15 protein-coding genes and 1 pseudogene are annotated in these 17,756 nt (G+C 40.7%); 6 read left to right on the top strand and 10 right to left on the bottom strand.

Annotated elements, in window-relative coordinates; all coding sequences use genetic code 11:
• Positions 1-7: 7 nt before the first annotated feature.
• The gene (gene aepX / locus ACK8P8_RS09775) at positions 8-1,309 is read right to left on the bottom strand and encodes a phosphoenolpyruvate mutase (RefSeq protein ID WP_186976328.1); all 1,302 of its coding nucleotides are present in this window, start codon (positions 1,307-1,309) and stop codon (positions 8-10) included.
• Between the two features lie 423 nt (positions 1,310-1,732).
• On the opposite strand from aepX, the gene ACK8P8_RS09780 reads away from it, so the two are divergent.
• The 6 genes from ACK8P8_RS09780 to ACK8P8_RS09805 are packed head-to-tail and all read left to right on the top strand — an operon-like array spanning position 1,733 to position 7,646.
• Positions 1,733-2,839, top strand: coding sequence for a Wzz/FepE/Etk N-terminal domain-containing protein (locus ACK8P8_RS09780; RefSeq protein ID WP_369858822.1), 1,107 nt, complete (start codon positions 1,733-1,735; stop codon positions 2,837-2,839).
• A complete protein-coding gene (locus ACK8P8_RS09785) occupies positions 2,829-4,097 on the top strand; it encodes a flippase (RefSeq protein WP_369858823.1) in 1,269 nt (422 codons plus the stop codon). The genes ACK8P8_RS09780 and ACK8P8_RS09785 overlap by 11 nt, the downstream gene beginning before the upstream one ends.
• Entirely contained in the window at positions 4,094-4,801 is a 708-nt protein-coding gene (locus ACK8P8_RS09790) for a CDP-alcohol phosphatidyltransferase family protein (protein WP_186976325.1), read from the top strand. Before ACK8P8_RS09785 ends, ACK8P8_RS09790 begins: the two co-directional genes overlap by 4 nt.
• Before the next feature lie 2 nt (positions 4,802-4,803).
• On the top strand, positions 4,804-5,982 hold the full coding sequence (locus ACK8P8_RS09795; protein WP_369858824.1) for a hypothetical protein: 1,179 nt from the start codon (positions 4,804-4,806) through the stop codon (positions 5,980-5,982).
• Positions 5,951-6,811 (top strand): glycosyltransferase family 2 protein, encoded by an 861-nt coding sequence (locus ACK8P8_RS09800; protein WP_369858825.1) that lies wholly within the window; start codon positions 5,951-5,953, stop codon positions 6,809-6,811. The genes ACK8P8_RS09795 and ACK8P8_RS09800 overlap by 32 nt, the downstream gene beginning before the upstream one ends.
• Positions 6,789-7,646 (top strand): glycosyltransferase, encoded by an 858-nt coding sequence (locus ACK8P8_RS09805; protein WP_369858826.1) that lies wholly within the window; start codon positions 6,789-6,791, stop codon positions 7,644-7,646. The genes ACK8P8_RS09800 and ACK8P8_RS09805 overlap by 23 nt, the downstream gene beginning before the upstream one ends.
• A gap of 558 nt (positions 7,647-8,204) precedes the next feature.
• Here the strand turns inward: ACK8P8_RS09805 and ACK8P8_RS09810 are convergent.
• From ACK8P8_RS09810 to ACK8P8_RS09850, 9 genes and pseudogenes are all read right to left on the bottom strand, one after another.
• Positions 8,205-9,932 (bottom strand): PD-(D/E)XK nuclease domain-containing ATP-binding protein, encoded by a 1,728-nt coding sequence (locus ACK8P8_RS09810; RefSeq protein ID WP_369858827.1) that lies wholly within the window; start codon positions 9,930-9,932, stop codon positions 8,205-8,207.
• Positions 9,933-10,023: 91 nt separating this feature from the next.
• A complete protein-coding gene (locus ACK8P8_RS09815) occupies positions 10,024-10,518 on the bottom strand; it encodes a UpxY family transcription antiterminator (RefSeq protein WP_369858828.1) in 495 nt (164 codons plus the stop codon).
• A gap of 89 nt (positions 10,519-10,607) precedes the next feature.
• Positions 10,608-12,473, bottom strand: a pseudogene (locus ACK8P8_RS09820) (polysaccharide biosynthesis protein); the annotation flags it as partial.
• A gap of 130 nt (positions 12,474-12,603) precedes the next feature.
• Positions 12,604-14,052 carry a pseudouridine synthase gene (locus tag ACK8P8_RS09825; protein WP_369858830.1) on the bottom strand — a complete coding sequence of 483 codons (1,449 nt, stop codon included), beginning with the start codon at positions 14,050-14,052 and terminating at the stop codon, positions 12,604-12,606.
• Positions 14,053-14,176: 124 nt separating this feature from the next.
• The gene (locus ACK8P8_RS09830; RefSeq protein ID WP_099293635.1) at positions 14,177-15,259 is read right to left on the bottom strand and encodes an LptF/LptG family permease; all 1,083 of its coding nucleotides are present in this window, start codon (positions 15,257-15,259) and stop codon (positions 14,177-14,179) included.
• Between the two features lie 21 nt (positions 15,260-15,280).
• Entirely contained in the window at positions 15,281-16,411 is a 1,131-nt protein-coding gene (gene tgt, locus ACK8P8_RS09835) for a tRNA guanosine(34) transglycosylase Tgt (RefSeq protein ID WP_369858831.1), read from the bottom strand.
• Positions 16,412-16,465: 54 nt separating this feature from the next.
• A complete protein-coding gene (locus ACK8P8_RS09840) occupies positions 16,466-16,999 on the bottom strand; it encodes a hypothetical protein (protein ID WP_369858832.1) in 534 nt (177 codons plus the stop codon).
• 78 nt (positions 17,000-17,077) lie between these two features.
• A complete protein-coding gene (locus tag ACK8P8_RS09845) occupies positions 17,078-17,398 on the bottom strand; it encodes a TRL-like family protein (RefSeq protein ID WP_227215890.1) in 321 nt (106 codons plus the stop codon).
• 122 nt (positions 17,399-17,520) lie between these two features.
• Positions 17,521-17,754: a hypothetical protein gene (locus tag ACK8P8_RS09850; RefSeq protein ID WP_099293641.1), complete on the bottom strand. Its 234-nt coding sequence runs from the start codon at positions 17,752-17,754 to the stop codon at positions 17,521-17,523.
• Positions 17,755-17,756 lie beyond the last annotated feature (2 nt).

The following is a 17,756-nucleotide window of genomic DNA, read 5'->3' on the forward strand; positions in this document are numbered from 1 at the left end:
CATCAATCTATTTTGTTCCCGGAATCAATTCTAATATTTGTTTTATTGGCATACAATAAGGATCTGCCTCCAGAGATCTTTCATTCTCAAGGATTATTCTTGCCACGTTGTACATTGCCGGATAAGAAGCCCTCAACATGTGATTGGCGTAAATCACGATATTTACTCCCCATTCGTTCAGTGCTGTTTCAGTAAACTGATTATACGTCGTGGGTACAACCACGATAGGAGTCACTTTATCTTTCTCTCGGAATTTTTGACAGAACGCCTTTATATCTTCTCCCGACTTGTCTTTACTGTGAATCATCACACCATCAGCACCCGCCTCCACGTAAGCAAAAGCCCTTTCGAGGGCATCTTCTACTGGCTGTCCGCAAATCAAACTTTCAATTCGAGCGATAATCATAAATTCCTTTGTAACCTGCGCATTTTTTCCCGCACGCAACTTGTCACTAAACTCCTCGATTGTAGCTTGGTGCTGTTGAACAGACGTTCCAAACAAAGAATTCTTCTTCAATCCAACTTTATCTTCTATAATAACAGCAGAAATACCATGACGTTCCAACGTCCTAACCGTAAACACAAAATGTTCTATTTTTCCACCCGTGTCTCCATCAAAAATAATCGGTTTCGTCGTGCACTCCAATATATTATTCAAATCCTGCAAACGAGTCGTAAGATCAACAGCCTCGATATCCGGTTTACCTTTACTGGTAGAATCCGTCAAACTACTGGACCACATACCATCAAAAGCTTGTAATTTATCCCCTTTCTGTAAAGAAATACTCTCGATAATTAAACCGGACAAACCACTATGTGCCTCTAGTATTCTCACGATCGGCTTTGCGGCAATCAATCGACGAAGAGTTTTCAGTCGGACATCCGGAGTTGTCCCGATAGCTTTAATGTCCTTATCCAAACCTGACGAATTAATTCCCTTTGTATAAGGAATCTCTATCACTTCGCCTCCAATTTCTTTCATCACACGAAAAACATCTTCCCTAATTTGTTTCAAAGGACCTCCGACCCAATCATCCCCATGAATAATATAATCAGGTTTATATTTCAACAAATTAGGGACATAACTCCATTCTTCTTGCGGAACTACTCGACTAACCCCCTTAATATTAGCAACAACTTCCTCTCTTTGCTCATAGGACAAATGAGGCAAACGCTTATGTGAGGCTATAGCTTTATCGGTCAATAATCCGATCAAAACTTCTCCATACTTGGTAGCTTCCTTTATGATATTAATTAATCCCGGATGCATTATATCCGCCGTCATGCCTAAATAAACAACCTTCTGCATACTCTACTATTCTATATTCTAATTCCAAATTATTCTGAAAATCAACCTATATTTACTCAATGATATGAAAAAATTTATGCCGTATAGAAACTCGTCAAAGATACATAAAATAATACGATTCCCACTATATTTACTGTTCATAAATCAATCCCAGACCATTACACGTTGAATCAATTTATATAATACTGGATCAACCAATTTTAAAGAGCACCTTGAAATTGATAAAGATGATTTTCGGCACATGTAGAGTTTAATTTACAGCCTCAGGCAGTTGTGAGTTGAAAACAAATAATGTACTTTTGCGCGGAGAAAGAATAGAGAGGGTTGGTTTACCCTCCCATAATATAAATAATCACAGGTTAACGCAACTATTTCGCAAATGCAGCATCCTTAATAAGTTGGCTAACCTTTTAAAAATGTTTTATGCAAGAATTTGATGTAACGGATTTGCTCCGATTGTTATGGAGAAAAAAGTCTTTTATTCTTAAGACTACGTTTATATGTTTGTGTTTGGGCGTGCTTGTTGTGTTATTGAGTTCAAAACAATATACTTCTATTTCCTCTTTTATACCCCAAAAACCGCAAACGGATTTAGACAAAAGTGCTTTGGATGCTTATTTACAAAGGGAGAGTCCAAGTATTTACGAGGCAAATGAAGTGCTAAACCCAGGATTATACCCACGAGTTGTAGAAAATGTGACCTTTCGTAAAAAGGTCATGTATATGCCCGTTTGGGAAGGAAAAGATGGGAAAAAAGTTAATTTAGTGGAATACTTGAGTTCTGATGAGTATCATCCTTTTCATTTTGGCCGTTGGCTAAAGAAATACACGATAGGATTACCCGCCACGATTCGAACGGCAAAAAAGGGAGGTTTTGAAAATGCTATGGAACGAGACACTTCATTGCTTATATTATCACCAAAAGAACAACGGGCAGCAGATGTATTGCAAAGAGGTGTGGTTTTATGGATTGGGGAGGACAATGCTTTGTTGCAAGTGACAACAGGAGACCCCGTAGTTGCGGCTCGTTTAGCCCAAAATGTACTGTCGTTGCTGAAAGAAGAAGTAACGAATTACCGTTCTGCAAAAATTGAAGAACAATGGGTATTTTTAAAACGGCAAATAGGAGTAGTTATGCAGGAATTGAAAGCCAAACAACAGGAAATGGCAGAATTGCAGACGAAACAACATGTTCTTTCCACCGGAAATATTGATATACAGAAAGGCTGTCTATTAGCTGAATATCAACATCTTTACGGTAGTTATCAAGAGTTTAATGGAAAATTGGAAAGATTAAAGTTAAAGACACAGGATAACACGCCGGTATTTACTATGTTAGAAGAAGTTTACGTACCTTATCAAGCATCAGCTCCAAGACGGGGAATTATTTTAACCGCATTCGTGGCTCTCGGACTATTTTTAGGAATGGTATTGGTAATCACACTACCTTATATAGCAGAAGTGACTCGAAGTAAATTTTTGATGCGTCATTTTTCGGTGAAAGGGGATCAAGTAAAAGATGTTGAATAAGCGACTGATAGGAAATCCGCTAGTTGAGAATTTTCTCTCGTTAGCCATTTTGCAGGGGATAAATTATCTTTTGCCGTTGATCACGATACCTTATCTTTACAACCATCTGGGAGTGGAGCATTACGGGTTAGTAAATTTTGCTATTGCTTTTATGCAATACTTTCTGATCGTGACCGATTTCGGCTTCGGATTATCTGGGACTCGCTATATCGCAGAAAACAGAGATCAGAAAGAGGCGATCAATACTTATGTGAATAGTGCAACTTTTTCCCGCATGGGGATTTGTATCATTTCTTTCGTCATCTTATTGATTTGTTTGTTTCTAATTCCTTCTCTAAGACAAGAAAAGATATTCTTCTTGTTATTTTTTGGGCAGGTAGTAGGAAATATTATGTCTCCCTACTGGTTCTTTCAAGGAATGGAGCAAATGAGATTTATCACGATAATGACTGTCGTAACAAAAGTATTGAGCCTAACACCTTTATTCTTTGTGGTAAAAGATAGTGCTGATTATTTTTATATCCCGATTTGTTATAGTGTGGGGAGCATCGGGAGTGGAATCATTTGCCTTTATTTAATGAAAAAACGGTTTGGAGTAAACTTCTTTTTTCCAAAAATAAAAAATATTATGACCGTGACAAAAGATAGTGCCAATTATTTTCTATCACGAATTTCTGTTTCGATGTTTACGAATACCAATACCTTTGTGTTAGGATTAGTTTTAGGTAACACCGCAGTTGGCTATTACTCTTTGGCAGACAAGGTTTATCAAGCGTTAACAGGGATATACCAACCTTTAGTGTCTGCAATATTTCCTTATATGACGAAAAACAAAAGAGTAGCCCTTTTCAAGAAGATTTTTATTTGGTCGAATTTGGCTAATATTTGCTTGGTTATTATTGTTGCCTTATGTATATCGGATATTATGCATTTATTGTTTCAGAACGTGGATGAATCTAGTGTGAACGTGATGTATATTTTTCTGCTTGCCTGCTTGGTAGCTTTGCCAAACACATTGCTGGGATATCCATTTTTGGCAGCATTGGGACATCCTAATTTTACAAACTATTCGCTAGTTGGAGTTTCATTGGTACATATTGTTATAATTGCTTGTTTGTGGGGTAGCGGATGGATTTCTATTTATAGCGTGGCTTGGGTCGTGGTGATGACAGAAACATTATTGTTATTAGTTCGGGCTTGGGGCGGACATAAATATCAGCTTTACGGACAGAGTATAATAAAAAAAGTAATAAAATGAGTTTGAGTTATAAAGAGGTACGAACTTTTACTCCCATGGGGAAATGGAATACCAGATTGGTAGCGGATTGGCTATGTATGCCGCTGTCTCCTTTTTTTTCAACAAGATTCGTGGAGTGGAAATTGAGACCGAATACAATCACGTTATTCATGATTTTCTTCGGGGTTATGGGATCTGTGTTTTTTGCCTTGCCCGATTGGAGTTTTAAAGTGACGGGGATCATTTGTTTTTATTTGTGGTATGTGATGGATTGCAGTGATGGAGAAGTGGCTCGAATCACAAAACAATTCTCTACATACGGGCGGGATATGGATTATTGGGCACACCTAACTTGTCATCCATTAATGAATTTGGCTCTTTGGTATTCGTATTTGCAACTTGGGAGATATGACGAGAGGCTATTGGCTTTTGTGTTTATAGTATTTATTTCGATAGAATTCCAACATCGGGCTTTATTGACATTTCAAGCCTATCACCGGAAAGAAACAGGCACGGAGAATATTGATAATCCTTCTGTATTTCGATATATTTTCCGACAAATGTACCAATATCCGAATTTTATATTGCTGTTTCCATTAATATTCTTGTTGGAATATTTCACGAAAATTCCCACGTTCTATTTACTCGTGGGATGGTGCTCGTTTTTTGTCGTAGGAGTAGGACAAGCTTTATTGAGAATGATTGCATTTTGTTATAAGGGTTAAGGATGAGCGAAGAAAGAAAAATCGGCTTGAAAGACACGTTATCGATGTTACTATGGGGAGTAGTGATTCTTATTATTACTCGTCAAGTACCTTTCGTGTCGTATAGTATATTTGGTAATCTGGCTTTGCTGGGTATTGTCGTATTGAATATACGTTATAATGCAACCGGATTTTATCGCACATTTCTGCCTATTCTCTGCTGGTGGTTCTTTCTGGTATTTTACGCCTTGCTACAGGGGAACGAAGTGCCCCTCGTGGCTCGCTTTGCTCTGATTATTTTCTTCCTACTAGCGGCTTATTTCATCATTTTACCTTTTCGGATGATCAAGCTGCTGTTCGCTTTTACATTGTTACAATGTATATTTCTGATCGGACTAGAGTTTGTTCTTTTGCTCTTTTTTAATTTAGAGACATATGAACCACTCCGACATTATTTTATCAATCAGGGATGGGGAGACGTTTACACGTTCACGGGATATTTTTATAATATACCGGTAAAAGGTAACGCACTATTACCTTTCGTGTATATGTTATCGTATTTTGTACCTGTATTTCCGGAAAAAAGAAAACGTTTCTTCAGGTGTATATATTTGTTGGCTATCGTATTTGCCGGAAACTTTGCTTACCTAATCAGCTTGTTTTTCTTCCATTTTATACTCTTTTTCTTACAGAATGAGTCTCTCAGACGATTACAGATGAAGATTCTAGGATTATCTTTTCTAATTGTATTGTTTTTTATCCCCGGATTGATTTTCGTGGAGAATGTCATGTCTAAAAAAGTAGATTCTATGGGGACAAGACAAGATCAAGTGGAGGTGTTGATACGGGATATGGGGCAAGAACACATGACTATTTGGCTGGGAAAAGGATTAGGAAATACGGTTTCGGAGAAAACAGCTTATCGGGATTACACTGGAAATGTTTATTTCGAGTTACAGACAGTTTATTTCTTTAATCAATTAGGAATTGTGAATTTTATTGTTTTTATATTGTTGAATCTATTTTTGGCTTACACGAAGATTCGAGATCCTAGGTTGTTGTTCGCTTATTTATGCTATATTCTTTATGCATTTACGAATCCTTATATCCTGGATACGAATCAAGTGATTGTGATATTAACTTTAGTAATGGCAAATAAAATACTTGAAGATGAAAATAGGGTGTGTACTTGTAATGTATAATCCTCGACAGGAGTTGTTAACAGCTTCTTTAGACTCATTGAACAAACAAGTGGATGAAATCTTCTTGGGGGATAATTCTGTGAATATGCCGGATTTTATGGCAACATTACTTACTTTATATCCCAATGTGTATTATCGTGGTTTCAAGGAGAATTTAGGGATTGCCGAGGCACAGAACCGAGGGATCACTTATTTCCAAGAGAAGGAATTTGATTTCGTGCTATTTATGGATCAGGACAGCTTGGCTCCGAAAAATTTAGTTATTTCTTTACTAGCAGATTACGAACGTTTGCAGCAAACAGGAATTGCTATCGGAGGAATCGGTCCCCGCCCCTTTAATCGGAACGAAGGAAAACCTTACGTGGGTGCAGTGAAGAAGGGAAAATTAATTTTACCGGGAATCACGGAAGTTGGAGAAATTATTAGTTCTGCATCATTGGTTCCTATGATCCATTTCAAGCAGATCGGAGAGATGGAGTCGAGTTTATTTATTGATGGGGTAGATCATGAATGGTGCTGGAGAGCCAAGAAGATTGGTGGATGGCGTTTTTTTATTTCGGAGAAAGTACAATTGAGTCATCAAGTAGGAGAAGGTGACCGACCGTTCATTCTTCGGAAAGTGGCTATACCCACACCTTTTCGTACATATTATCAATTTCGAAATTATTTTAGATTGGTTCATCGGGGATATGTACCCTTGTATTGGAAAGTTTCTAATGGTTTCAAATATAGTATAAAATTTTTTTATTATCCTTTATGCGTCTCTCCGCGTATAAGTTACATGAAGCAAATATTAAAAGGAATTTATGCAGGAATTACAGGTAAATAAGGAAAGCTGTTTTTCGGTATTAATAGCTGTTTACACGAAGGAACAACCGCTTTTTTTCAGAGAAGCCTTGCGAAGCGTATTTGAACAGAGTTTAACTCCGAATGAAGTGGTATTAGTGAAAGACGGTCCGCTAACTGAAGAATTGGATCAAGTAATTGCTGATTTTTCTAATGAAAGAAAACAATTAAGGGTTATTGCTTTAGAGGAAAATCGGGGACTAGGAGAGGCATTACGTGTTGGATTGGATGCTTGTTCTTTTGACCTAGTAGCACGAATGGATAGCGATGATATTTGTAAACCAAATCGTTTTGAAAAACAAGTTACCTTTCTGAAAGAACATCAAGAAGTGACTATTGTCGGCAGTTGGATAGAAGAGTTCTCTGATTGTAAAGAGAAAATAGAAGCAATTAGAAAATTACCTCAAGAAGATAAGAAATTAAAGGTATTTATGAAATGGAGGAATCCATTTAACCATATGACGGTGATGTTCCGAAAAAAGGATATACTTGCAGTAGGCGGTTATCAACCGTTTTATCTATTAGAGGATTATTATCTTTGGAATAGGTTAGCCAATGCCAATTATTGCTTTGCTAATATTGGGGAATCTTTGTTGTGGGCAAGGGGCGGTTACACGATGCTAGAGCGACGAGGCGGATGGAAATATGTCATATCTGAAAGTCGATTGTTAAAATACATGTATAGTTCCGGGCGAATTAATATTGCGGAATTCGGGATAAATTTGATAATGAAGAGTGTGATTCGTTTAATTGGAAAACGATTACGCCATACAGTGTACACGTTTTTTTTGCGTAAAAAAGTAAAATGTGATAAATAAATTCATGACAAGAAAACGACTTTACATGCAAATGACAAACACTCAACAATTCGTCAATAGAATTTACAAAGATGTAAACCTATAGAGAACCCACTGCAATCCTAGCCAAGTAATACCGTAGTCATACTCTACCTCCGGTCTTCCTCCGTTTATCACGCAGAGATTCTATTATCTCCAATATAGAATCCCCGCCCTTAAGGCACCAATTCACCGCCCCCGTGTACTTATTTCTATAGGTCTTGGGTAGTATTACGATAGGTTTTCAGTAAGACATTCACCTCGAATCACAGGAATTGAGCCATATACACGGGAAGATAAATAATTTGCTCTTCTTTACGAAGATCCTTTGTATAAACGAGATAACGAGAAAGTATCTTATTGGAAAACTTATTGCAGAAAGCATTAATGCTCTCCCGGAAAGATCAATCTTTCTGAAATCGTCTTCATACAATTGAGTAATAGCTCTTTTTACCCAAAACACCCGAAAATCTCAAAATCTTCGTTCACAAATGGACCTCATTATCTCGTGAGAAAACAATAATTACATCAGAAACACTTTCACAAAACTTCCTCCATCCGCACTAGTTCATGATTACGGAACTGCATCACGATACAATGTAATTTCGTGTCATGTATCATCAGCTTCACTCGCGGAGCCACAGCATACCTCTTTATTTGCTCCGTGGCCTCCAACCATTGCATTTCGGCTTTGACATCAGTATCCTTTGCCGACAAATATTTCAATTCAATGATATAACTATGCTTCACCTCGTAATGAAGCAAATCAGGCATCAGGAATATATCACAGTAACCATGGTCCAATTCCATCTCCGGAGCTATCAAGTAATAGGCATTCGCACTCAAGTAAGCGGTAAAGAAACCTTGTATATTGCGCTCTCCCTCGATAGCACTACGCACCGAAGAATTCTCCTTATAGGCATGGGCAATAAATTCCAACGTTTCTCGCCAAGCACCATCGTAGGCCATATTATCAAACAAATCTATCAAATTGTTCAAATCAATATACCTCCGGCTTTGGTACTCTTCCAACATAAATTCGTAATACTGCTTGCGTACGTTATTATTGGGAATACTCAATACTAAACGAGTACCCCGTGTAGCGGTAATTGTCAACATACCGTAATAAAACAGCAAACTAGGAAACACCTCCGGATTCGTTATCTCAGAGGCAGGAAAAGTCAGTTCCAAATTCGCCACAACCTGTCCTTCTTCCGCAATCTTACGTAACACCCCTTTACGATTACCATCCAACTTATCAAGCTGGAGAAGTTTTTTCATTTTATTATAATCCGTGCGGGTATTAGGATCTATCATCTCCTTGGGTGACTTGCCTAGACTTATGTAATTACGCAAATAATAAAGCACCATGTCGCAATTAAATATCTTCGGGTCACATACCAAACTCTCTTCCGCGAAACAATAGTTGTCATACCACGGCTTCATTTCCGTTATCATCGCTTCGATATCCGGGTTCCCCGGCAACCGCCCCGCATCCTTATAATATTGAAGCATCTCTCGCACGTCCGTTTCAGAGAATCCCAACATCATGTTGAACTCGTGCTTGGTACTAATATTCCAACCAATATTGAATCCGCTGGTCAAATCGTCCAGTGTCACGGGACTTACCCCCGTCATGAAGATACGCTCGAACATACCCTTGAACTTTTTGAATATCTCGCGATAAAAACCGCTGGCATGGGTTAAAGCACGATACACGTCATTACCTTGCTCGTTAAGCACCACGTTGGTAAAGTTATCATATTCATCGACAATCAAGTAAAGCGGGTACCCCAAGCGTTTTGCCTCCACCTCGATAACACTCAACTTGTCGGCAGCAGACATCGAAGCGTAAAAACTCTCCACCACTCTCGGCAGATAGGCATCCTCGTAAGTTGCCATGAACCCGTCTAACTGACGACAACAATACAAATTGAAATTCTCCTCCAAAGAACTCATGCCCGCACCCGCTTTCGAGAAATCGAGAAAAAGAACTTGATACCTTCCCCGCAACGGCGTGGGATGTTTACCAATCCACAAATTCCCGAAGCGTTTCTCGAACTTTTCTTTCTGCGAAATATCGTAATACGCTTGTAACATACTTAGGAAAATACTCTTCCCGAAGCGACGGGGACGGATAAGGAACAAACTATTAGGCTGTTCTTCCAGCATGGGCAAATACATCGTCTTGTCCACGTAATACTGGTTCTGCTCCACCACTTCCACGAAGTTAGAAACACCATAAGGGATTCTCTTTACATTTTCCATCGTCATTTCAGTTTTTCAATTCATACTCACGAGATAAGCAAAGATAGTCCTTTCCGGTTAAAAGCACAAGAGGGATTTATTACAAAATCGTTCACAAACGAACCACACTATCCTGTGACACGGCAGCAATTACATTACCAACCCGGGGCAATCGAACCAAAACCCGGCACACGCCCGGCTCATCAAGCAATTCTCCCTCAAGTCCTAAAAGTTTACCTTGAATGACACGAACGGGAGAAGTAACCGGAATATCACCTTCAACAACATCTATTTCCTCCGCATGATCATTTAAAAGACGCAAGGATGTAATCTGTTGCTCGGAATACACGACAGGGGTTTCGCCCTCTCGTAAAAAAGATATTATGCCGGTAATGTCTTGAATTTTGGAAAACTCGGAACGTGTAAGCCACACGAATACACAATTGCTAAACAGAGGAACTTCCACCCGTTTTACCTGATTATCCGAATTCCACTCCACCACACGCGAAGGGATATAATACACGATTCCGGCTTCATCAAGTCGTTTTTTTACACGTTTTTCCGCCCGAGAAGCGGTATATATAGCATACCAATTCGTCTGCTCCATTATTCTCTCACTTCTAAATTTTCAGTCACCTGAATTTTATCCAGCACCTCCTGCATGTGGTGTTGAACTCCCTCTTCTTCCATTTGAAAATCAATGGATTCATAAGTAGAGTTCTTGGATTTAAACTCGGGAACGATACATTTCATTTGTTTTACCACGGCAAAGTTATCCCTCGTTTGCAAAGCGATATCAAGAGCTTTGATCGAATCGACAACTTCATTATAATTATATTCACGCACTTTAGCAATCTTGATTCTCTCGTGCACGGTAGGCAAAGTGGTTTCTTTCACGTTAAGTACCTCCTCGTACAACTTTTCACCCGGACGCAAGCCCGTGAACACGATATGAATATCTTTACCTATCTCGTAACCGGAAAGTTTAATCATCTTCCGCGCCAAATCAACGATTTTGACACTCTTACCCATGTCGAACACGAATATTTCACCACCGTTCCCCAATGCCCCGGCTTGAAGTACCAACTGGCAAGCCTCCGGGATAGTCATAAAGAAACGGGTAATCTCGGGATGAGTTACCGTAACCGGCCCCCCGGCCTCTATCTGTTTTTTGAAACGAGGGATAACCGAACCATTGGAGCCTAAAACATTTCCGAAACGCGTCGTGATAAAACGAGTATTCGCTATTCGATTTAAAGATTGTGTATAGATTTCCGCTATACGCTTGCTGGCACCCATGACATTGGTAGGATTCACCGCTTTATCGGTAGAGATCATCACGAAACGTTGGCAATCATATTTGACAGCACAATCAGCCACGTTTTTCGTTCCCAGAATATTGGTTTTCACACCTTCGATCGGGTGTTTTTCCATCATTGGGACATGCTTGTAAGCCGCCGCGTGATACACTATATTAGGTCTGTATGTTTTGAATATACCTTCTACCCGACTCTGGTCACGAACATCACCGATCTCGATCTTGTAATCGGTAAAACCACATTCTTCCTTTAATTCCAATTCGATATCATAAAGAGCAGATTCGGCTTGATCGAACAACACGATCATCGCCGGGTTGAAATGAGTCAACTGGCGCACGATTTCACTACCGATTGAACCTGCCGCACCCGTTACCAGCACGACCTTGTTCAATAATTGTTTACGCAAATTCATCTCGTCCATGTGGATCACTTCACGCTCGAGTAAATCCTCGATCTTTATATTTTTAATATGCCGCATGCTCAATTCCCCGTTTATCCAACTCTCGAAACGAGGTACCTCAAGCACGTTGACATTCGCGGTCAAACAGGTTTCCACAATCTCTCGCTTTTTATCAGCCGAAATCTGTTTTTTGGCAATCACCACTTTATCTACCCGGTGACGTTTCAACAGCCCGGGCAAAGCGGACATCTTGTATATTTTGACTCCTTCAAGTACTTTCCCCGCCTTGCGATTGTTCACGTCGATAAAAGCCAACACGTTATAAGTGGCATCTTCCACGTTATCCATGGCATGCTTTGCCATAATCCCGTACTCGTCACTACCACAGATAATCACGTTCTTTTTCGTGCGCTCGGCCCCGACGTACTGGGAAAAGATTTTTTTCACGATCGCACGACTCATCACCATCACGCTTGTCAGTCCCACGTACTCGGTAAGAAGCACAGACAAAGGGATATAAGTCTCGCCAAACACGAGAAAATAGATACCGTCTCCCATCAAAAGAGCTATCTCTCCCGCTGTCAAGACGTAATAGATGCGCAAAGCATCCTCTGTTCCCGAGAAACGCACTATGCCGGAATAAGTACGCCCCAACACGAAACTGATAATTCGGACTCCCACGATCACGAGGGCTCCGTTCAGAACAAAATCCAACCTCATCCGGTCAATTTGGAAATTAACCCAGATCAGATAGGCAACACTCACAGCCATTATGCACAACGCCACGTCTATCAGGAATACAATCCATCTAGGCGTGTAAGAAAATGAATGCAATGTCCTCATTCTGTAAAGACCATTTGTTATAAAAGCAACCATATCATTATTAGTATAAAATAAAAACCTTCGCGGATTACCATTCCTTAAAGGTGGACATCCGCGAAGGTAATAGAAATATATTAAAAAGAAAACTTTTTTAATATGCTTTTAATACGTTCACCTCTTCCGGCGTTAAAAATCGCCAACGTCCCCGCGGCAGATTTTTCTTCGTGATCCCGGCGAAAAATACCCTATCCAACCGGAGTATCTGGTACCCCAGATGCTCGAATATCCGGCGAACGATTCGATTCCGACCGGAATGAATCTCAATCCCGACCTGAGTCTTATCGTCAGCAGATACCATAACTTCATCGGCTTTAATAAAACCGTCTTCAAGGTCAATACCTTTCCGTATGGCATCCAAATCTCCGGTTTTTACCACCTTATCCAAGAATACGTGATAAATCTTCTTCTGGTTATACTTGGGATGCGTTAATTTTTTAGCCAAATCGCCATCATTCGTGAAAAGTAACACTCCTGTGGTCTGACGGTCCAAACGCCCAATCGGGTAAACCCGTTCTTTGCAAGCTCCGTCGATCAACGACATCACGGTTTTACGCTCCAAGGGATCTTCCACCGTGGTCACGTAATCTTTCGGTTTATTCAACACGAGATATACTTTGCGCTCCGGAACAATCACTTGCTCATCCACTTCAACTTTATCCGTCCGTTTCACTTTCACACCTACCTGCTGTACAATCTCACCGTTCACCTTCACTCGTCCGGTAGTAATCAGTACATCCGCGTCACGTCTGGAACAAACACCACCTTTGGCAATGTAACGGTTTAAGCGCAATTCTGTTTCCTGTCCCTCGTTTTTCTTGCGAAACTCGATTTGCTTTTTCTTGCTGTATACACTTCTGGATGCCTCCTCGTTATCAAACGATCTCTTGGGACGCTCGGAAAACCGTTCGCGACGATCTCCTCGATCATCCCGATTTCCCTGCTCCCGACGATCATCTCTCCGGTACGCGTCACGATTTCTGTCTTGGAATCGATTTTCTCTGTTTCTATCCTGCTCTTGCGGACGTCTTTCACGACGGTCTTCACGGTCTGAATTACGGTAATTATCACGATACTCTCTTCTCTCACGATTATCTCGGTTATCACGGTCATTGCGATATTCCCGTCTTTCACGATCATCTCGACTATCCCTGTTATCACGATACTCCCGTCTTTCCCGGTTATCACGGTTGTCCCGGCTATCCCGATCAAAAGATCTTCTCGGAGCACGGTTATTGTTATCCCGATTCTCGAAACGATTGCCTTCACGTGTTCCTCTTTCCCGGTTTCCATCCGTCTCCCGACGATAACGATTCCCGTTGTCGGAATCCCCGGATTGTTCTCTTTCTCTTTCCTTGTTCAAATCACGGATACCATTATATCCACGTTCACGGTCAGACCGCTCCGCGTTAAAACGGCTAGGTCTTCTGAATTCTCTTTCTCCACCCTCACGGTTTTCGAAATTCTGTGTTCTGCCCCGACGATTCTCATCACGATTCTCTGTCGGTCTAGTAATTCTAGGTCTTTTAGTTTCCCTACTCATGTTCTAAATCTCAATTTAATTTTTGATTTTATTTCAATCACGCGAGCCGATGCCCATTTCTAATTTTGAAACAGTGATCACCCTATTTATCTTTCATTTTCAATTTTACATTTTCAATTTTCAATTACTTCGGTGCCGCCCTATAAACGAAAAACGCCACCACAGAGAACAGGATATTCGGTATCCATACAGCTAATAACGGATTCATGTTTCCATTGGTTGCAAAAACTGTTGAAAATTGCATGAATAAAATGTACGAGAAACTGATTAATAAACCTAATCCCAAGTGGAATCCCATTCCTCCCCGTATTTTTCGGGAGGCTATACACACGCCGATTAACGTCAATATAAAAGTGGAAAAAGCACCCGAAAACATCTTGTACTTTTCGATCTGGTATTCCACCACGTTACTGCTTCCCCGCAATTTTTGACGGGCTATATACTCGTCCAACTCCGGCAATGTCAGACGTTCCTTGATTTTCTTCGGGTCTTCAGTAAATTCTTTTACACTGAAATTCAGTACGGTATCGATATCTTCTTTCCCGACAGTATAAGTTTCATTCGTCCCGTCAAATTCCCGTAAAACCCAATTTTTGATAGTCCATTTTTCTTTTTTATCATTCCACACGATAGAATTCGCGGACAATTTGCTGACCAGCGTGTCATCCTTGAACACCTCGTACGTGAAATTATCTCCCCGTTTGGCATATATACTGAACCCGCTCATGTAAATAAACTCACCGGGCGCCACCTGCTGGTGAATATCATTCTCCTTGAAATTATAAGGTTTCCAGATATATTTTTCAGAAAAATCAATCCGTTTTTTATTGGCATTGGGTATAATGAACGCGCTCAACAAGAGTGACAGACCGGCAATTACCCCCGCCGAAATCATGTACGGGCGCACCATACGCCGGAAACTGATTCCCGTACTCAGAATAGCGATAATCTCACTGTTGTACGCCATCTTCGAGGTGAAAAAGATCACGGATATAAACGTGAACAAGGCGGAGAACATATTAGCGAAATAAGGCACGAAATTCACGTAATAATCGAAAATAATCGCCTGCACCGGGGCTTCTTTTTCAAGGAATTTCTCCAAACGTTCCGAGAGGTCGAAAACAATCACAATACTCAAGATTAGCACCATCGAGAAAAAGAAGGTACCCAAGAATTTCCGGATAATATAGATGTCTATTTTTTTCATTTTCACATGTACCTCGCGGCACTACAATCTTCTTGTAACTTTTTTAATCGTTCTCGTTTTCCACTCTACAAAATCCCCTGCCTGTATATGTCGGCGTGCTTCCCGCACCAACCACAAATAAAACGACAAATTATGGATCGAGCAAATTTGTAAGCCTAAAATTTCATCCGCTTTTATTAAATGTCGCAAATAAGCTTTCGAGTAATCGGTATCCGCGAAACTCAACCCGGCGGGATCGATAGGACTGAAATCATTCTCCCATTTCTTGTTCTTTATATTGATAACCCCTTCTGTCGTGAACAACATCCCGTTCCTACCGTTACGCGTCGGCATCACGCAATCGAACATATCCACTCCAAGAGAAATCGCTTCCAGAATATTTTCCGGCGTTCCCACGCCCATGAGATAACGGGGCTTATCTTGCGGCAAAATCCGATTGACAACCTGAATTATCTCGTACATGGTTTCCGCCTCTTCCCCGACGGCCAATCCCCCGATAGCGTAACCTTCCCGTCCCAAAGCCACGGCATGCTCCGCAGCACGTTCCCGTAAATCTTTATACACGCAACCCTGCACGATAGGAAAAAGTGACTGGTGATACCCGTACAAGGGTTCCGTCGCGTCAAACTGCCGCACGCATCTTTCCAACCAACGCTGCGTGAGTTCCAACGACTTTTTCGCGTACCCGTAATCACTCTGTCCCGGGGGACATTCGTCAAACGCCATCACGATATCCGCCCCGATCTTTCGCTGGATATCCATCACGTTCTCCGGCGTGAATAAATGCTTCGAACCATCTATATGCGAACGAAATACAACTCCCTCTTCCGTGATTTTCCGGCAATCACCCAAAGAAAATACTTGAAAACCGCCACTATCCGTGAGGATCGGACCATCCCAAGAATTAAACTTGTGCAAGCCGCCGGCAGCTTCCAATATACCCGTGCCCGGACGCAGATACAAGTGATACGTGTTCCCCAGAATAATTTGGGCTTTAATATCTTCCTTCAATTCCCTTGCATGCACGGCCTTCACGGTTCCCACCGTGCCCACGGGCATAAAAATCGGAGTTTCGATATTCCCATGATCCGTGGTCAACACACCGCATCGTGCCTCACTATTCTTGTCTTTCGCTAAAAGGGTATATTTCATCTAATCATGATTTTGAGCCTGCAAAGATAGCACAACTAAACGAGAGTTGCAACACTAACTTTTTCGGTTCAAACGAATCATCTCCTGTAATCGCTTAAAACGGGCACAAACTTTTGACCACGTCCCCGCTTTGTCCCTAAAGCATAAACCGACATTATCCTTTATCGAGAATAGTGTCAGCGTGAAGGGTTGCTCTTTATACATTCGCACCCACACGTCATAAGTCAACATACAACACGCACGACATCTCCAAGCATTTTTACGCGGTTCGCGATAAATCATTTCCACGGCACAAGCATACCTCGAACCATCCGGGAGATCCACGAATAAAGAATCCGTATTGAAAACCGCGTTCGTTTCCACCGTAATCAATAATGTCACGGAATCCCTTGCATCCAAATAAGTATAATCATACAACAAAGACCCGCGACACAATTTCATATTCCCTTTCATCTCCGCCATTTTTTGAGGATACACGAAATAAAGCAATCCATCCGGATGTATTTTCTGCACGTAGAAACCTTTCAGATTCTGGGCTCCCAGCGGCAAAGCCATGAACAACACAAACACCAAAAACAATCTTCTCATAATTATTATATATATAAAAATAATCCGACCAAATTTACACCTAGTCGGATTAATACATGTTTCAATTAAATCTTCCGTTTACTCCCCGTAAACCATCACCTTATAAGTACTGAAAATTCCCAAAATACTCTTTTTCTGGCTGTCCACGTGGCTGATTTTCTTAATTCCGGCAGACTTGGCAGCGGCTTGAATAGAAGCATCTCCAGACAGATACACGCCCAAAATATTGTTCACGGAAGCAGTTCCGACTTTTGAGCCCAGCGGGTTGGATGTCACGTGTTCACCTGTTTGCACATCCATGTAAATAGCTCCCATTCCGGCTTGGCTTGACAAAGACGCACAGCTTGACATACCCGCTGCCACTACCACTAGTAACAATAATCTTTTAATTGATTTCATAGTTTCTATTTTTAAATTTTAAATATAAGGTTCTTGTAACAACGCTCTTTTTAATATTTTTTCAAAAATACAAGAAAATCATAGTTCCCCGTGCAATATAACGATGCGGGAATGACACGATTTTATTGCGAATCTTGCGACTGCATTTTCTCTTTCAACCGCTCGGACAAGTATGAAAAAAAGTCCCGTTTCAAAAGCAGGGAAACCCGAAATAACAGAGTCGTGTCAATACTTTCCTTTTGAAACAAACGATAAACGTTTGAACGGTCGCATGACAACTTACGAGCAAACCAACTAATGCTCCGCTCCTGTTTTTCCAATTCCTCCTTAATTAAATCTCCGATACTTTTCTCCATAA

It is taken from the genome of Butyricimonas muris (genome assembly GCF_046365375.1).
Classification (GTDB): Bacteria; Bacteroidota; Bacteroidia; order Bacteroidales; family Marinifilaceae; genus Butyricimonas; species Butyricimonas muris.

Coding starts and splice junctions, on each gene's coding strand:
- aepX (WP_186976328.1), bottom strand. CDS start 1,309: ATGCAGAAGGTTGTTTATTTAGGCATGACGGCGGATATAATGCATCCG.
- ACK8P8_RS09780 (WP_369858822.1), top strand. CDS start 1,733: ATGCAAGAATTTGATGTAACGGATTTGCTCCGATTGTTATGGAGAAAA.
- ACK8P8_RS09785 (WP_369858823.1), top strand. CDS start 2,829: ATGTTGAATAAGCGACTGATAGGAAATCCGCTAGTTGAGAATTTTCTC.
- ACK8P8_RS09790 (WP_186976325.1), top strand. CDS start 4,094: ATGAGTTTGAGTTATAAAGAGGTACGAACTTTTACTCCCATGGGGAAA.
- ACK8P8_RS09795 (WP_369858824.1), top strand. CDS start 4,804: ATGAGCGAAGAAAGAAAAATCGGCTTGAAAGACACGTTATCGATGTTA.
- ACK8P8_RS09800 (WP_369858825.1), top strand. CDS start 5,951: ATGAAAATAGGGTGTGTACTTGTAATGTATAATCCTCGACAGGAGTTG.
- ACK8P8_RS09805 (WP_369858826.1), top strand. CDS start 6,789: ATGCAGGAATTACAGGTAAATAAGGAAAGCTGTTTTTCGGTATTAATA.
- ACK8P8_RS09810 (WP_369858827.1), bottom strand. CDS start 9,932: ATGGAAAATGTAAAGAGAATCCCTTATGGTGTTTCTAACTTCGTGGAA.
- ACK8P8_RS09815 (WP_369858828.1), bottom strand. CDS start 10,518: ATGGAGCAGACGAATTGGTATGCTATATATACCGCTTCTCGGGCGGAA.
- ACK8P8_RS09825 (WP_369858830.1), bottom strand. CDS start 14,052: ATGAGTAGGGAAACTAAAAGACCTAGAATTACTAGACCGACAGAGAAT.
- ACK8P8_RS09830 (WP_099293635.1), bottom strand. CDS start 15,259: ATGAAAAAAATAGACATCTATATTATCCGGAAATTCTTGGGTACCTTC.
- tgt (WP_369858831.1), bottom strand. CDS start 16,411: ATGAAATATACCCTTTTAGCGAAAGACAAGAATAGTGAGGCACGATGC.
- ACK8P8_RS09840 (WP_369858832.1), bottom strand. CDS start 16,999: ATGAGAAGATTGTTTTTGGTGTTTGTGTTGTTCATGGCTTTGCCGCTG.
- ACK8P8_RS09845 (WP_227215890.1), bottom strand. CDS start 17,398: ATGAAATCAATTAAAAGATTATTGTTACTAGTGGTAGTGGCAGCGGGT.
- ACK8P8_RS09850 (WP_099293641.1), bottom strand. CDS start 17,754: ATGGAGAAAAGTATCGGAGATTTAATTAAGGAGGAATTGGAAAAACAG.